Origin of the sequence: Ferrovibrio sp. (assembly GCF_025869515.1) — a bacterium.
GTDB lineage: Bacteria > Pseudomonadota > Alphaproteobacteria > Ferrovibrionales > Ferrovibrionaceae > Ferrovibrio.
Genome location: NZ_JAOZVR010000093.1, coordinates 66077 through 80034, shown reverse-complemented (window position 1 = coordinate 80034; position 13958 = coordinate 66077). Strand labels below are relative to the sequence as shown.

The 13958-nt window shown below is 62.7% G+C and carries 12 protein-coding genes; 1 reads left to right on the top strand and 11 read right to left on the bottom strand.

Annotation, left to right across the window (positions count from 1 at the left end):
- Nucleotides 1–208: 208 nt before the first annotated feature.
- Complete coding sequence (locus OJJ21_RS15800; RefSeq protein WP_297687609.1) at nucleotides 209–2557, top strand: FkbM family methyltransferase; 2349 nt, start codon at nucleotides 209–211, stop codon at nucleotides 2555–2557.
- Between the two features lie 22 nt (nucleotides 2558–2579).
- Here the strand turns inward: OJJ21_RS15800 and OJJ21_RS15795 are convergent, their stop codons facing one another.
- The 11 genes from OJJ21_RS15795 to OJJ21_RS15745 form a co-directional block, all read right to left on the bottom strand.
- On the bottom strand, nucleotides 2580–2882 hold the full coding sequence (locus OJJ21_RS15795) for a YciI family protein (protein ID WP_297687607.1): 303 nt from the start codon (nucleotides 2880–2882) through the stop codon (nucleotides 2580–2582).
- Between the two features lie 203 nt (nucleotides 2883–3085).
- Nucleotides 3086–4498, bottom strand: a complete 1413-nt coding sequence (locus OJJ21_RS15790; protein WP_297687605.1) for an FAD-dependent oxidoreductase — start codon at nucleotides 4496–4498, stop codon at nucleotides 3086–3088.
- Entirely contained in the window at nucleotides 4495–5109 is a 615-nt protein-coding gene (locus OJJ21_RS15785) for a cysteine hydrolase (RefSeq protein WP_297687603.1), read from the bottom strand. Before OJJ21_RS15785 ends, OJJ21_RS15790 begins: the two co-directional genes overlap by 4 nt.
- Complete coding sequence (locus OJJ21_RS15780) at nucleotides 5106–7178, bottom strand: hydantoinase/oxoprolinase family protein (protein WP_297687601.1); 2073 nt, start codon at nucleotides 7176–7178, stop codon at nucleotides 5106–5108. Before OJJ21_RS15780 ends, OJJ21_RS15785 begins: the two co-directional genes overlap by 4 nt.
- Complete coding sequence (locus OJJ21_RS15775) at nucleotides 7175–8860, bottom strand: hydantoinase B/oxoprolinase family protein (RefSeq protein WP_297687599.1); 1686 nt, start codon at nucleotides 8858–8860, stop codon at nucleotides 7175–7177. The genes OJJ21_RS15780 and OJJ21_RS15775 overlap by 4 nt, the downstream gene beginning before the upstream one ends.
- Entirely contained in the window at nucleotides 8857–9738 is an 882-nt protein-coding gene (locus OJJ21_RS15770) for an isocitrate lyase/PEP mutase family protein (protein WP_297687597.1), read from the bottom strand. The genes OJJ21_RS15775 and OJJ21_RS15770 overlap by 4 nt, the downstream gene beginning before the upstream one ends.
- Nucleotides 9735–10259, bottom strand: a complete 525-nt coding sequence (locus tag OJJ21_RS15765; protein WP_297687595.1) for a 3-isopropylmalate dehydratase — start codon at nucleotides 10257–10259, stop codon at nucleotides 9735–9737. The genes OJJ21_RS15770 and OJJ21_RS15765 overlap by 4 nt, the downstream gene beginning before the upstream one ends.
- Nucleotides 10256–11536: a 3-isopropylmalate dehydratase large subunit gene (locus OJJ21_RS15760; protein ID WP_297687593.1), complete on the bottom strand. Its 1281-nt coding sequence runs from the start codon at nucleotides 11534–11536 to the stop codon at nucleotides 10256–10258. Before OJJ21_RS15760 ends, OJJ21_RS15765 begins: the two co-directional genes overlap by 4 nt.
- Nucleotides 11537–11538: 2 nt before the next feature.
- The gene (locus OJJ21_RS15755) at nucleotides 11539–12240 is read right to left on the bottom strand and encodes an ABC transporter ATP-binding protein (protein ID WP_297687591.1); all 702 of its coding nucleotides are present in this window, start codon (nucleotides 12238–12240) and stop codon (nucleotides 11539–11541) included.
- Nucleotides 12233–12985, bottom strand: a complete 753-nt coding sequence (locus OJJ21_RS15750; RefSeq protein ID WP_297687590.1) for an ABC transporter ATP-binding protein — start codon at nucleotides 12983–12985, stop codon at nucleotides 12233–12235. Before OJJ21_RS15750 ends, OJJ21_RS15755 begins: the two co-directional genes overlap by 8 nt.
- Complete coding sequence (locus tag OJJ21_RS15745) at nucleotides 12978–13958, bottom strand: branched-chain amino acid ABC transporter permease (protein ID WP_297687588.1); 981 nt, start codon at nucleotides 13956–13958, stop codon at nucleotides 12978–12980. Before OJJ21_RS15745 ends, OJJ21_RS15750 begins: the two co-directional genes overlap by 8 nt.

Genomic DNA, 13958 nt, shown 5'->3' with positions numbered 1-13958 from the left:
CTTATTCGGCATTTAAGCAGTTCTTAAGAGCTTTGGAAAAGGATGGCCAATGGTGCGGCGGGCCCGGCGCTTCATGGGCTGACTGTCGCCGCAGTCTCCCTCAAAGTCCGCAGAGCATACCGACCGGACCGGCCTGGCGCATAATAAGCAAAAGACCCCTCTGCCAATCGTCCGCTTACTTTAGCCATAACCAAAACAGACCGTGTCCATGCCAGCCGCTACGCATCATTCCTTCAGCTTCCGCCAAGTCGTACAGGGCTTCCTCCAGGCCCATGGACAGATCACCTTCCTGCAGGTCGGCGGCTATGACGGCGTCAGTTACGATCCCCTGCGCGAGCATATCCTGACTGGGAAGTTGACCGGGGTGATCGTCGAACCGGTGCCGGCTCATTTTGAAAAGCTCAAGGCGCTCTATGGCGATTCCACTGCAATCAGGATCGAGAACTGCGCGGTGGATATTGCCGAGGGCGAGCGCACCATGTGGCAATTTTCGCGCGAAGCCCTGGCAAACGGCACGATCGGTGCCGTCTTTGGCGGCATCACCTCGTTCATCCTGCCGGACCTGCTGGAGAAAACCGGCACGCTGGGTGGTCTATATTCGGAAACCAATCGAGAGATTCTTCTGTCTCTCACTGAAGCGCTCACGGTCCGCTGCAGCAGCTTTGACAGCATCATTGCCAGAAATGGCCTGCAGCAGATCGACCTGCTGCAAATCGATACCGAAGGCTATGACTTCGAACTGCTGAAGATGTTCGATTTCGGTCACCATCGGCCCTCGATCGTTCATTATGAATGCCAGCATCTTTCGCCGCAGGATAAGCGCGCCGCCGAAGCGATGTTGCGTTCTCTGGGCTATATGATGCACAGCAACGGATACGACACTCTCGCAGTGCGGGGCGTATTCCTGGCCGCTGACAAGCCGGATTTCTCTGCCCTGGTTACCATGGCAGACGCTCTGCTCGCGGAGGGTCGTGCTGAACAGGCCTTGACCTTGTATGAGTATACGCTTGGCATCGAACCGCACAATCTGCCGATCCTGCTGTCCTCTGCCAGGGCGCTGGCGCAAACCGGAAACTGCACCGAAGCGCTCAGCCGCATGAGCAAGATCGGCCGCCAGGTCATTCCCGGGATAGACCAGACCGCATATCTGCAGGAAGTCGTTCTCGCGTCTGTCACGGCATTCAATGGAAAGCTGGCCGCCGGCGATTTCCGTCGTGCCGGACCGATCATCGACGGCTTGGCGGCACTCTATCCGCACAAGTTCCTGGAACCCGCTCTCAATGTGGCGCGCGCACTGCGCAATGCCGACAGAATGATCGAGTATGCGACCGCGCTTCTGCTCCGGGATCCGAATTCCTGGCTGGCTCATGCGGCGCTGGCCGATGTTGCCGAAATCCGGGGCGATATCGACAGCCGGTTGCGCCACCAGGCGCGGGCCATCCTGCATCGTCCCAGAACGGCGAATGATCCAGACAGAATGCTGTCCCTCGAAATCTATCACGGGGTGGGCGAAATCCTTTGCCACCCGCTCAGCCCTGGCAGAATGCAGCTCATTCAGCGCATGCAGGCTGATGTTGCCGCACGACCGGAAGAGATTGAATCAGAGAGCCAGAAGCGGCTCGACAGGGCGACGCGGGTCAGCCTGGAATGCCTGGATTTGACTATTCTGAATGAGCCACTGTCCGAGGAACTACCCGAGCAGCCTGACATGGCCCTCGCTGATTTCAGTGGCAACTGGCTGAATCTCTCCACGCTGCGGTCGCATGTCGAAAAACTGTCCCCGCAACTGGCTTTTCTGGTCGCTGCCGACGAAAAATACCTGAAGCTCTATGGCCGCAGCTATCTGACATCCATTCTCGAACGTTGCGACACGGATTGCGTCATCATCGTCTGCATGATTGGCTCCGCCAAGAGCCTGTCAGGCATTATCGAGGAACTTGGCATCCAGGATCGACGCCTCGTTTTCCTGGTGAATGAGCTCAACCCGGCTTATGCCGTCTCGTATTATACCCTGACCGGATGCGAACCCAATTGCGCCAGAGCTTATTATCAGTCGGTACGTTTCCTGACTCTCGAATTCCTGCTTGAAACACTCCAAATTCCGCTCATCGTCAGCGACATAGACCTACAGCTCAATGGCAGCGTCGCCGCACTGCTGCAACGGCATGCCGGCTCCGATGTCGTGCTGAACCGCAATGAAATATCGGTATCTTTTGGTTCCCGCTACACGGCGAATCTACTGCTGGCGAAACCGTCACCAACCGGACGCCAGTTTGCCCGTCTGTTGCGACTCTTCCTGCGCAAATCACTGCAGCGGCAGCATATCGAGCAGTTTATCGATCAGACCGGCTTCTCTCTGGCCTATCAGTACTGCCTGATGCACGGGTTACAGAAATTCGATTTCTTCCATGAATATGAAATTAACAACATGATGGCGAACCGCACCAGCATGAATGCTGACGTGGTCAATTATGCGCGAAGCTTCGTCTTCTTCGCCTATTACGGTTCGCAGGGCGACTCCGCGATCGATCTCATGAAAGCTGTCGCCGCGGATTAGTGACTGCCGACAGGCCCGCTGATCATTGCGGCGGGAAGCCTGTCTTCTGTGGCCATAGATTAACAAAGGCGCGGATCGAAACCGAAGCATAAACGCCGTTCTGGGTGAACGGTTCCTGCTGCAGCCAGGCCTCGGCCGCGGCGCGATCCGGGAAATCGATCACCAGCAGGCTGCCCTGCATGGTGGTGCCGTCATCGGCCAGCAGCGGGCCGGCAAAGGCAATCCGGTCGGCCACCTTGCCCAGATATGCCTTGTGCTGCGGGCGCCAGGCCTGCCGCAGGGCCGCGGAATCCGGTTTGTCGATATTGTGAAAACAGAACAGCATGGCCGTCTCCCACCCCGGGTTCGCCGGAATGGCCGATATTATGCCGGCTTCAGGCCGATGTCATGCTCCACCGTGCAGAACGGCGCGGCCCCCGGCTGCATCGGTCAGGATCGATAGGAGGCCGACTTGGTATCGAACAATTTATCGTATAATGAATTTTCAGCTGACGCTTTCACAGCAGTCAAGCAGGGTACCGACAAGGCTCAACGCGATGACAATGACAATGCAAGTGCCGCGGCGGATCTGCCCGCCTTTGCGCCGAGCACCACGGCGGTGAGCAGGCCATTGCCAGAGAGATACCCGTCACGTCCGCGCCCCGAGAGGCCGCAGGCTGCGCCACCGCCGGCAAACAGGTTCGGCAGCCGCGTTCCGTCTCTGCGCAGCACAGCGGCCTCTGTATCGATGGCGAGGCCACCCTGGGTGTGAAACAGCGCGCCGGTCACCTTCACCGCATACAATGGCGCTTCCAGTGTCGGTCTGGCGGTGAAATCGCGGCCGAAACGGTCCTGGCCCTGAGCTGCGGCCAGCGCACGGGTTTTCGCCAGTGTCGCTGCCAGCGCCTGTGGCGGCAGGCCGCATTCAGCGGCGAGCGCCTCTATGCTGTCAGCGCTTTTGATCGCGCCACCGCTGACAGCCTCGCGATAATCCTCAAAATCGAGGCCGAGCCTGTGCAGGCGGGCATCATAGATGTTCCATACTACGCCGCCGGGCTGCGCAATCACGCGCATCGCCTGTTCGGAATAGCCGTCATGCTCGCAGGAAAACCGCTCACCGTGCGCATTAACCTGGAAGCCGCCTTCCATCATCAGGGCCCAAGTGATCAGGATGGCATGCGGCATGGCCAGCGAGCCATGACCCTGATAAGCGCCGAGATGCTGTACGCTGGCGCCGAGCTGTTCACCCCACAGCAGAGCATCGCCGCGATTACCGGTGTGGCCGTAATACTGCGCACCGGCGAGTTCCGGGATGTGACGCGTTACCAGATCGCTATTACCGCCGAAGCCCGAACAAGCCAGCACCAGCGTGTCGCAACCGATACGCTCGGTCGCGCCATCGGGTCGCGCCAGCTCAACGCCACGCACACGGCTGTCCGGATCGGCAAACAATGTCGTCACCGTTGCATTGCAGACAATGTCGATGCCGGCGGTATTGGTTGCCGCCAGCAGGCCGCCGATCAGATCGGCCCCGCTGCGCGAAGCCGGTGCATGCATGCGCGGCCGGCTATGGCCGGGATAGAGAAAGCCTTCCACCAGTGTGAGCGGCACACCATGCTGCTGCACCAGCCAATCCACCGTGGGACCGGATGCCGCGCAGACTGCCGCCACCATGGCCGGGTCATTCTCTCCATGTGCCTTGGCCTGGATATCCGCCGTCATGATCGCCGGTGTGTCCTGCACACCGCGCACCGCCTGCAGCGCCGTGCCAGCCGCGGGAATCATGCCCGACGACATGGCGGTCGAGCCGCTGGGGGACGGATCGCGCTCCAGCACCAGCACCTCGGCGCCGGCATCATGAGCGGTCAGTGCTGCCGTAAGTCCACAGGCGCCGCCGCCGATCACCAGAACCGGAACCGAGAGCGGGAAATCCAGGCCCGCCGCAGGCAGGACCTTGCTCATGTGGCGCGGATCGCCGCCACGACCTCGGCGCAGGTCAGCTTCGGCGCGATGGTGCCTAACGAGGAAAGGCTCGCCTCATGGGCCTCCTTGCTGAAGGCGGCGCAGCCGTCGGTCAGCAGCAAGGCGTGAAAGTCGCGCACATGGGCGTCGCGCAGCGTGCTGGCGACGCCGCCATTGGTGACAATACCGCCAATCAGCAGGGTATCGATGCCGACCTTGCGCAGCACGAATTCAAGTCGCGTCATGTAGAAGGCGGAATAAGCCACCTTCTCCACCGTGAAGTCAGCCGGTGCCAGTTCGTCGATCAGGCCATGGCCCCAGGCGCCGGGCTGGAAGTCGCCCTTGCGCAGGAAAGGGCGCAGCTGTTGCAGATGCGGACTGATCAGCGGTTCGCCACCGCGGCCGGGCACAAGCGTAAACTGCGTCGACACGATCCAGCCGCCGGCCGCGCGCATCGCGTCGGTCACCGCCTTCATGTTGGCGATCAAGGCGGCGGCGCCGGGCAGGTTGGCGCCGCCACGCGCATAGGCGCCATCGGCATGCAGGAAATCGTTCTGCAGGTCGACGATCAACAGGGCCGTGTGCTTCAGATCAAGTCTCGTGCTGCTCATATCGCTTTCCGCTTCACCACCAGGTTGCCGAACCGGTCCACCTCGCCCACCAGGTCGGGTTCGATCAGGATGGTGGTGTCGGACTGTTCCAGGATCGCCGGACCCGGGATCACCGCGCCGAGCGGCAGGTCCAGCCGACGATAGATGCCAGCCTCGTGCCAGGCACCCTCAAGCCAGACCTGGCGCGTGGTGCGCTTCGCCGCCTCCACCGTGCCCTCCGTCGGTGGTGCCAGCAGGGCGAGGTCGAATTTCTTGCGCTTGCCGATGGCGGCGACGCGCAGGTTCAGCACGCGGATGCCGATCCTGTCCAGCACGCGGCCGAAAGCGGCGGCATAAGCAGTCTCGAAGGCGGCCTTGATACCCTCGCGGGTCAGATTCACCGGCACAGAAAAATCACCCGACAGCGGCACAGCGACGGTATGGGTCTGGCCCAGATAGGACATATCGAGCTCGACCGAGATGGCGCGCCCCTCGAAGGCGATGCCGGCCTGATCGAGCAGGCGCCCGCCCTCACCCGCCGCCTCGGCGATGGCGGCATCCAGAATGACTGGATCGGTATCGTCCAGCGTGCGGTTCACCGTGCGGACGAAATCATGCCGCATATCGGCGATCACGCAGCCCAGCGCCGAGGTGACACCGGGGAAGCGCGGCACCAGCGCCGAAGCCAGACCGACTTCCTTGATCAATGCGCCGACATGCAGCGCACCACCGCCGCCGAACGGCATCGCAGCAAAGTCGCGCGGGTTGTGGCCGCGTTCGATGGAAACCAGACGGATCGCGCCGGCCATACGTGAATTCGCCACCTTGATGATGGCTTCGGCTGCCGCCATCACATCGAGGTCTAACGGCTCCGCGATATGCTTGCGGATAGCCTCCCTGGCCGCTTCGACATCCAGCCGCTTCAGCTTGCCACCGATCGGTCGCTCGGCATCAATGCGGCCCATCACCACATTGGCATCCGTCACGGTCGGCCGGTCGCTGCCCAGGCCATAGGCCACCGGGCCTGGATCGGAGCCGGCGCTTTCCGGACCGATCTGCAGGATGCCACCACGGTCGATCCAGGCAATCGAACCGCCACCGGCACCGATGGTGGTGATCTCGATCATCGGTGCGCGCACCACCATGCCGAAATCGATGGCGGTCTGTGCGCTCATCGCCGGCTCGCCTCCGGCGATGAGCGAGACGTCGAAACTGGTGCCGCCCATATCGCAGGTCACGACATTGGGGAAACCGGCCGCCACCGCGATATGCTGGCAGGCGATCACGCCGGCCGCCGGACCCGACAGCGCGGTGCGCACCGGGCGACTCGCGGCGCTGTCCACGCTCATCACGCCGCCATTCGACTGCACGATCAGGAACTGGCCGGTGAAACCGTCGCCCTGCAGCCGGCTTTCCAGCTTGCGCAGATAGCTCCCCACCGGCGGCTGCAGATAGGCATTCAGTGCCGCCGTGGAGGTGCGCTCGAACTCGCGGATTTCAGGCAGGATGTCGGATGAGGCGGTGACATAGTCATTCGGCCAGACTTCGCGGAGTGCCGTCAGCGCCACCCGCTCGTTTTCCGCATTGGCATAGGCGTTGATAAAAATGATGGCAACGGCCTCGGCGCCGTGTGCCAGCAGCTCCTGCGCCGCCTGTTTCACTTCGGCCGGGTCGACCGCCTGACGGATCGTACCGTCGGCCAGCACGCGTTCGCCCACTTCCAGCCGCAGGTCGCGCGGCACCACCGGCACGAACTGGCCCCATAATCCCCAGGTGCTGGGCCGGTCGCGGCGCCGCATCTCCAGCACGTCGCGGAAACCACGCGTGGTTATAATTCCAGTGCGGGCCCCTTTGCGCTCCAGCAATGCATTAGTGCCCACCGTGGTACCATGCACAACGGTGGCGATCTGCTTCGGCTCGGCTTTGCTGCGCAGACCTTCGATAAAGCCTGTCGCCTGGTCGCCGCGCGTGGATGGCACCTTGGCGATATCGATGCGCCCCTGTGCCTCATCGAGGAAAAATACATCGGTGAATGTGCCGCCGACATCGACGCCAACGGCGTAGCGCGGGATGCTGCTCTGGTTGGTCATTCTGCGGCCTCCTTGGCTTTACGGCCGTAATCGCGGGTGGCACCCTCTTTGGTGACATAACCCAGGCGCAGGTCTTCGGCGATTTTCTCCGCCTTGCGCTCGGCCGGCGGGCCGTAGCCGCCGCCGCCCGGCGTTTCCAGACGGATGCGATCGCCCTTCTTCAGTTTGGCATCGTGCAGTTTGGACACCATCCCGGGTTCCACCAGCTTGCCATCTTTCGGATAGACGAAGCGGTTACGCAGCGCGGCATGGCCGCCCAGCACGCCGGCCGGGGCGTATTTGCCGCGCTCGCCGAACAGGAAAAGGTCAGCCTCTTCTTCCAGCAGCTCGATTTCATAAACAGCACCAAGCCCGCCGCGATTGCGACCGGCACCACCGCTATCCGGTCGCAGGCTCCATTCGGTGAACATCACCGGGTAAGCGGCTTCGAGGATTTCCAGCGGCGGGATCGTCGCCATCGAGATCGGCGCATTGCCATGATTCAGGCCGTCGCCTTGCGGATGACCGCCATGCCCGCCGCCGAAGAAGCTGAACATCACCCAGCGCCGCCCGTCCCTGCGGTGACCGGCCAGCGACAGTGCGTTGATGGTGCCATAGGCGCACCCGTTGACACGGTCGGGCGCGATCTGGGCAAAGGCCTCGAAGATCACATCGATGACACGCAGGATTGTCTCGGTGTAACCGCCGACCGGCTTGGGTGCTTTCACGCTGATCAGGCTGGTTTCCGGGATAATGAATGTCACCGGCTCCAGTACGCCGGAATTGGCCGGCACATCTGGGAAGATATGCTTGATCGCGACATAGCAGGCGGCAATCGCGGTGGAGCGCGCGATATTCACCGGTCCGGCGCAGGCATCGGAGGTGCGCGAGAAATCCAGCGTCAGCGCCTCGCCCTCGATCACCACCTCCAGGCCGATGCGCAAGGCCTCGTCGCGAATGCCGTCATTATCTAAGAAGTCCTCGGCGGCGTAGCGCCCGTCGGGCAGGTCGCGCAGCAAACTGCGGAACTGGATCGCCGCACGCTTTTTCAGCTCGGCCAGCGCTTCATCGACGGTGGCATCGCCATATTCGTCCAGCAGCGCATGCAGGCGTTTGCTGCCCAGGTCCAGCGCGTTCACCTGGCCGTTCATATCGCCATAGAGGCTGTCGGGCAAACGGGTGTTCGCGCGCAGGATATCTACCACATCCTGCCGCAGCTGGCCGGCGACATAGAGCTTCACCGGTGGGATCACCATGCCTTCCTGGAAGCATTCGGTGGCGACCGGGTTGTAATTGCCCGGCACATTGCCGCCGACATCGTGCCAGTGACCGACCGAAGCCAGATAACAGAAGACCTTGCCGTTGCGAAAAAACGGTCGCACCAGCTTGAAATCGCTTAAATGCGTACCGCCATCGTAAGGGTCGTTGAAGATATAGACGTCGCCATCCTTCAGGTCGCCGTCGCGCACCGCCTTGTCGATCACGGCCTTCACGGCAAAGGCCATGGCGCCGACGAAGATCGGCAGACCGGACTTGCCCTGTATCAGGGTTTCGCCGGTGACGGCATGATAGAGGCCATGGCTGGCATCATGCGCCTCGGCAATGATCGGATTGAAGGCCGAACGAAACAGGGTCGCGTCCATCTCGTCGGCAACCTGTTCGAGCCGGCCTTTCAGCACGGCCAGGGTGATGGGATCGATCATGGCAGGTCCTCGTACCGGGCGGGATCATATTTGCGGCCCTCGGCCAGCAGTTCCGGCGTGCCGATCAGGGCATTGAGCGCCGAAAAATCCAGCATGCGGTCGCGGAACGGCGTCGTGCTGCCGGCCTGTTTCAGCGAGGCAAAATAGGCGGTCATGCAATGTGCCAATGCGCGGGTCAGACCACCCGGGAAGATCACCAGGCGATAGCCGATCTCGGCCAGTTCGGCCGACGAGAGCAGCGGCGTCTTGCCGCCCTCCACCATATTGGCCAGCAGCGGCACGCGATTGCCGAAGCGGTTGATGATGCTGCGCATCTCGTCCACGCTCTGCGGCGCTTCGACAAACAGCACATCGCAGCCGGCTTCGATATAGCGGTCCGCCCGCTCCATGGCCGGGCCGATGCCCTCCACGGCGATGGCATCGGTGCGGGCAACAATCAGGGTATCGGTTGACTGACGCGCATCGAGCGCCGCCTTTATCTTGCCCACCATCTCGGCCGGCGAAACCAGCGTCTTGCCATCCAGATGACCGCAGCGTTTCGGGCTGGCCTGATCCTCGATCTGGATGCCGGCGGCGCCATTGCGCTCGAACAGGCGCACGGTGCGCTGCACGTTGAGCGCATTGCCGAATCCGGTATCGGCATCGACGATGATGGCCGTATCGACTCGTTCACGGATCGCCCCCAGCGTATCTGCCACTTCGGTCATCGATACCAGCCCGATGTCGGAACGGCCGAAGCGCGTATAGGCAATACTGGCACCAGACAGATACAGCGCCTCGAACCCAGCCTGGCTGGCCACCAGTGCGCTCAGGCCGTCATAGACTCCGGGCGCGACAATGATATCGCCACTATGCAGACGTTCGCGCAGCTGACTCATGCCTGCGCCTCCTTTGACCGTTGAGCGTTCAGTTTCTTTTCCAGGTGCGGCAGCAGGCCGCCGTCGGCAATCATTTGCAGCAAGTGTGCCGGCAGGGTCTCGCAGACATAAATCTTGCCGGTTTCGAGGTCGCGCAGCGTGGCAGCCGTGGCATCGACAGCCAGAACCGCATCGGTGCGGATCTGTGCCGCCTCCGGACAGACCAGCGCCAGCAGGCCGAGATTGAGGGCGTTGCGGTAGAAGATGCCGGCAAAGGATGGTGCCACAACGGCGGCGACGCCAAGTTCGCGCAAAGCCATCACAGCCTGCTCGCGAGACGAGCCCATGCCGAAATTCCGCCCGCCCACCACGATATCGCCCGGCTTCACCTCTTTGGCAAACCGCGGCTCGACAGATTCGAGGCAATGCCGCGCCAGTTCGGCGAGCGGGCTTTTCATATAGAGGCCGGGCGCCAGGACATCGGTGTCGATATTGTCGCCGAATTTCCAGACCCGGCCGGCGTTGTTCGCGGCACTGCTCATGCCAGGAACTCACGCGGATCGGCGATGCGGCCGGCAACGGCAGAGGCCGCCACAGTATAGGGTGAGCCGAGATACACCTTCGACGACCCCGCCCCCATGCGGCCCTTGAAGTTGCGCGCAGTGGAAGCAATGCAGGTCTCGTTCTCGGCCAGCACGCCGGCACCATAACCGGCACAGGCGCCGCAGCCCGAAGACAGCAGGATGGCACCGGCCTCGGTCAGTACCGCCAGCGTGCCATCCGCCGCGGCTTCTGCCGTGGTGCGGGCCGAGGCCGGCGCGATCAACAGCCGCGTGCCGCTCGCTACCCTGCGGCCCTTCAGCACGCCGGCGGCCATGCGCAGGTCGTTGATCTTGGCACCGGTGCAGGCGCCGATATAGGCCTGATCGACGCTGACATTTCCATGTTCGCCGACGGCAGCACTGTTGGCCGGACTGTGCGGTGCCGCCACCATGGGCGACAGCGTGGCCGCATCGAAATCATGCCGTTCGGCAGCGGCTGCTGCATCGCCCTGCCAGGCGGCCAGTTCGATCTCGCCGGCCGGTACGCCAGCGGCCAGCAGATAATCCCGCGTCACGGTATCCGGCGCGATCAGGCCGGTCTGGGCGCCAAGCTCGGCCGCCATGTTGCTCAGCGTCATGCGCTCCTGCATCGCTAGGCCGGCGACGGTATCGCCGGCATACTGGATCGCCTGGTAGCGGCCGCCATCCATGCCGAGCTTCGCGCACATCGCCAGGATCATATCCTTGGCCACGACGCCGGGCGCCAGCCGGCCAGTCCAGTGCAGCAGGATGGTTTCGGGCACCCGAAGCCAGATCTCACCGGTGACCAGCACGCCGCACATTTCGGTGGCGCCGACACCGAACATGTAGGTACCGAAGGCGCCGCCGGTCGGCGAATGGCTGTCACCGCCCACTACGAACAGGCCGGGCCGCAGATGGCCGCGCTCGGGCAGCACGACATGGCAGATACCCTGCATGTCATGGAAATTCGTCACGCCCGCCGCCTTCACCCATTTGCGGGTGAGATCGAGGATGCCGGCGCTTTCCGCGTCCACCGCCGGCACGTAATGATCGGAAATCACCACCACGCGGTCAGGGTCCCACAGTCTGGCCTGCAGGCGTTCCAGCATCGGCGCTACGCGGCGCGGCCCGCCGGAATCGTGCATCATCGCCAGATCGACTTTCGCCGTGACCACCTCGCCCGGCCGCACGCTCTCGCGTCCGGCGGCGCGGGCCACCAGTTTCTCGGCAAGGGTCATCGGTATTGCCTGGGTCATCGTCATATCCCCAGATACGAAGCTTTCAGCCCCGGATCGTTCAACAGGTCGGCGGCGGCACCCGACAAGGCGATTACGCCATGCTCCAGCACAAATGCGCGATGGGCGATGGCCAGCGACTGCACCACATTCTGCTCGACCAGTAGAATCGACAGGCCGTCGCGGTTGAGTTTCTGGATCAGACTGAACATCTCCTCGACCAGCAAGGGGGAGAGACCCAGTGATGGCTCATCCAGGATCAGCAATTCCGGTTCCGCCATCAGGCCGCGACCGATGGCCAGCATCTGCTGCTCGCCACCCGACAATGTGCCGGCAAACTGGTCGATGCGTTCCTTCAGACGCGGAAACACGCCATAGATCCGCTCCAGGTTGGCGTTGCGCGATGCCCGGCCACGGCGGTAACTGCCGAGCTCCAGATTCTCCTTCACGCTCAGATTCGGAAACACACGGCGCCCCTCGGGCACCTGAATCAGGCCGGCGCTGACGATGCGGTCGGAGCCGGCGCCGGCGATATCTTCGCCCAGGAAGCGTATCTGCCCGGCCATTGGCCGGCACAGGCCGGAGAGTGTGTTGTTCAGCGTCGATTTGCCGGCACCGTTGGCGCCCAGCAATGCCACAATCTCACCCTTCGCCACATCGAGATCGACGCCGCGCAGCACAGCCACTTCGCCATAACCGGCCTGTAGATCCCGAACTTCAAGCATGGTGCACTCCAGTCCGCTGCGCCTGCATACGTGCGGCGGCGCCATGGCCGAGATAGGCCTCGATTACCTGCGGGTCGGTGGCGATCTGTGCCGGCGTACCACTGGCAATCAGCCGGCCGTTGTTCAGTACCCAGGTATGGTCGGACAGGTTCATCACTGCCCGCATGACATGCTCGATCAGCAGGATGGTAACGCCGGATTGCCGGATGCCACGGATGATCGGAATGATCTCGTCGATTTCGGCCGGATTGAGCCCGGCCATCACCTCGTCGAGCAGCAGCAGTTTGGGGTCGGTGGAAAGCGCCTTGGCCAGTTCCAGCCGCTTGCGGCCAGCCACGGTCAGCGCCGCAGCCGGCTTGTCGAGTTGCGCTCCGAGGCCGACGCGGTGCGCGATGCTCTCGGCATGCTCCAGCGCGGCACGGCGGCCGGCACGGTGCAGATGCGCGCCGACAGCAATATTTTCGCGCACATTCAGGCCGGCAAAAGGCTGCACGATCTGGAAGGTGCGAGCGATACCGCGCAGGCAGATCCGCTCCGGTGTCAACCCGATGATCGACTGCCCCTCGAAGCGAATATCGCCGCCATCTGGCTGATGGAAGCCGGAAATCTGCGCGAAGATCGTGGTCTTGCCCGCGCCGTTCGGCCCAATCAGGGCCGAAATACTGCCGGACTGCACTGTGAAACTGACATCGTTGGTTACGACCAGGCCGCCGAAGCGTTTGGAGAGCTGTACGATCTCAAGCATGGGCGCTCCGCTTGAACAGGCGGCGTAGTGCGCCGCTGCCGAAACCCACACGACCGAGCCCGAAAAGGCCATTGGGCAGGAACAGCACCATCACAACCAGCAGCAAACCGTAGAGAACCAGATTGAGGCCGGGCGCCTCGCCGAAGACCAGCTGGCCGATCTCGGCAATCGCATGCAGGGCAAAGGCGCCCAGTACCGGGCCGAAGATGGTGCCCAGTCCGCCGATGATCGGCACCAGCAGTGCCTCCACCGACATGGCAGGGCCATAGGCGATATTCGGGTCGATATAAAGGAACAGCTGCACATAGACTGCGCCGGCCGAACCGGCGATAGCGCCGGATGCAGTGATCGCCAGCAGCTTGGTGGAAAACGGATCGACGCCCAGCGCGCGGGCGGCATCCTCGTTCTCGCGCACCGCCATCAGACGGGCGCCGAAGCGGGCATTCTGCATCCACCATGTGAATAGCAGGCAGCCGACGACCAGCAGCAGCAGCAGCCAGAAGAATCCAGCCTTGGTTTCGAACTGCATCTGCGCAATGCCAGGCTGCAGCGGCACCAGCAGACCAACACCGGCGCCGGTGAAGGAGAAGGTATTGGCGAGGATACGGAAGACCTCGGCAAAGGCCAGCGTCACCAGGGCAAAATACGAGCCGCGCAGGCCGTAGCGGAAGACCAGCCAACCGGTGCCGGCGCCGACAATGCCGGCCGCCACTGCTGCCAGCACGAAACCGCCCCAGGCGTTGACCCCGAACTGGATCTGCAATACCGCCGTGCAATAGGCGCCAGTGCCGAAGAACAACGCATGGCCGAAGGAGAACTGCCCACCATAACCGCCCAGCAGGTTCCAAGCCTGACCGAGATAGGCATAAAACAGCGCCAGCGTCAGCCAGGTGATCCAGAAGTCGGAATGGATCAGCAGCGGCAGCGGCAGCAGAGCCAGGAAGAAGACCAGGATCGCGATCAGGATACGCAT

Bases quoted from the DNA above. Each gene is read 5' to 3' on its own strand.
- OJJ21_RS15800 (WP_297687609.1), top strand. From the start codon at position 209: ATGCCAGCCGCTACGCATCATTCCTTCAGCTTCCGCCAAGTCGTACAG.
- OJJ21_RS15795 (WP_297687607.1), bottom strand. From the start codon at position 2,882: ATGCTGTTCTGTTTTCACAATATCGACAAACCGGATTCCGCGGCCCTG.
- OJJ21_RS15790 (WP_297687605.1), bottom strand. From the start codon at position 4,498: ATGAGCAAGGTCCTGCCTGCGGCGGGCCTGGATTTCCCGCTCTCGGTT.
- OJJ21_RS15785 (WP_297687603.1), bottom strand. From the start codon at position 5,109: ATGAGCAGCACGAGACTTGATCTGAAGCACACGGCCCTGTTGATCGTC.
- OJJ21_RS15780 (WP_297687601.1), bottom strand. From the start codon at position 7,178: ATGACCAACCAGAGCAGCATCCCGCGCTACGCCGTTGGCGTCGATGTC.
- OJJ21_RS15775 (WP_297687599.1), bottom strand. From the start codon at position 8,860: ATGATCGATCCCATCACCCTGGCCGTGCTGAAAGGCCGGCTCGAACAG.
- OJJ21_RS15770 (WP_297687597.1), bottom strand. From the start codon at position 9,738: ATGAGTCAGCTGCGCGAACGTCTGCATAGTGGCGATATCATTGTCGCG.
- OJJ21_RS15765 (WP_297687595.1), bottom strand. From the start codon at position 10,259: ATGAGCAGTGCCGCGAACAACGCCGGCCGGGTCTGGAAATTCGGCGAC.
- OJJ21_RS15760 (WP_297687593.1), bottom strand. From the start codon at position 11,536: ATGACCCAGGCAATACCGATGACCCTTGCCGAGAAACTGGTGGCCCGC.
- OJJ21_RS15755 (WP_297687591.1), bottom strand. From the start codon at position 12,240: ATGCTTGAAGTTCGGGATCTACAGGCCGGTTATGGCGAAGTGGCTGTG.
- OJJ21_RS15750 (WP_297687590.1), bottom strand. From the start codon at position 12,985: ATGCTTGAGATCGTACAGCTCTCCAAACGCTTCGGCGGCCTGGTCGTA.
- OJJ21_RS15745 (WP_297687588.1), bottom strand. From the start codon at position 13,958: ATGCGTATCCTGATCGCGATCCTGGTCTTCTTCCTGGCTCTGCTGCCG.